Annotated in this window: 2 protein-coding genes; both read left to right on the top strand. The window is 51.3% G+C overall.

The window, feature by feature from the left end; all coding sequences use genetic code 11:
- Nucleotides 1-499 precede the first annotated feature (499 nt).
- Nucleotides 500-805, top strand: coding sequence for a hypothetical protein (locus ABD971_RS32315; RefSeq protein ID WP_345327833.1), 306 nt, complete (start codon nt 500-502; stop codon nt 803-805).
- Nucleotides 806-927: 122 nt separating this feature from the next.
- Nucleotides 928-1,341 (top strand): hypothetical protein, encoded by a 414-nt coding sequence (locus ABD971_RS32310; RefSeq protein WP_345327832.1) that lies wholly within the window; start codon nt 928-930, stop codon nt 1,339-1,341.
- The last annotated feature ends 135 nt before the right edge of the window (nt 1,342-1,476 follow it).

The following is a 1,476-nucleotide window of genomic DNA, read 5'->3' as shown; positions in this document are numbered from 1 at the left end:
CGCAGTAGTCGGCCAGTTGTCGCACGGCTCGCAGGTAGCCGTGCACGGTGCGTTTGCTCATGCCGGCAAGCTGCAGGTCTTCATTCATGTTCTGATAGAGCTTGCCGTCGAAGTAACGAGATGCAGCGGGGAGGTGATCGTAGTTAACCATGGTAGATCCTTGTTGAGAGAGTAAAAAACAACAAGAAAACATGGCTGCGCCTCGAGAATCGGCTACACTAGAAATCGAAAAACTTACTCCCGCCGCGATAGCGGCTTACTTGAACAAAACGATGAACCGAAGCGGAATTGGAGATCACTCTGAGGTTCCAGAATTGTGGGGTTGGCTTCGCCATTATAACCCCACAATTCTGGAACAGCTTCACACCTGTTTGTCCGCTCGGTTATCGTAGGCGTTATCTGGACTGAACAAATGCGATGGATTGCAATACTTACGCTACTGCTGACCTCTGGTTGTTCAGCACTCAACCCAGCGCCCAAGTTGTCCGTTATGCGAACAATGAAGGACGCAGATCGAATCGTTGCGAATGGTCACGAGATCACAAATCAGAAGACAATCGACGGACTTCGGAAAATCTACCGAACCGCAAAGTGGCGTCCGTTCATTGATACCGAACCTGTCGATCAAATATCAATCAAACTATATAGTCGCGACGAACAAATTCTTGAATTCACGTACGGTGCTGGTTGGTTGATGGATGAAACCCGCAAGGGAGTACTAAACGAAAAGCAACAGCAGTGGATGATCGACAATATTCGATCCAAAATCCCTGAGGCGAATCTTCCGGATCGCAACATCCTCTGAAGATCGTCCAGATAACAATATGTTGCACCCAAGTCGCGTTGGTTGCCGGAAATTGAAGTCACGTTCACTCACGCGACTGGGTGAACATTGTCGTTACCCGACTGAAAGCAATGATTAAGGCGATGCACACTTTTCCGATTTGGCTTGTCTTCATCGGTCTTGCGACACCAATCGCGTTGCTTGCCTTCGCTTCAATCTCGCTTGCCCGCGAACCTTTTGCCGCCACCGATCCAGAACTGATCGACACGGACATCGTCACAGGACAAACCTACACGGACGATGGCACCGTTACTCGCACCTATTCCGTGAACATCCCAGGCTCTCGCAACACCACCGTCTTCATTGGTCCGTTGGCTTTAACGGCTAACGCAAGATCATGGGCCGGTTACTCGGCACTACTGGGGCTTCTGCTGCTTAGCATTGGGATTGGTGGGATGTTGCATTTTCCAACGCAAACGTCGGCTCCAGTGATTCCGTCCGACTTCGCCACCGCTGACTACGATGACGACTCTGCATCGATCCAAGACGGCGGGTAACCATCCCGTCCACCGGAGCCGGGCTTGCGCGGTTTCACAAATGGACAATCAAATTTCCCGGCCCGGTGACGGGCACCGTTCGCCCATGGAGTTTCTGATTCATTGACCGACGACGATCTCCACGAAATGGCAAAG

Origin of the sequence: Novipirellula rosea, assembly GCF_039541335.1 — a bacterium.
Lineage (GTDB): Bacteria > Planctomycetota > Planctomycetia > Pirellulales > Pirellulaceae > Novipirellula > Novipirellula rosea.
Note: the sequence above shows the minus strand (reverse complement) of the source record. Positions and strands in the feature narration are given on the sequence as shown.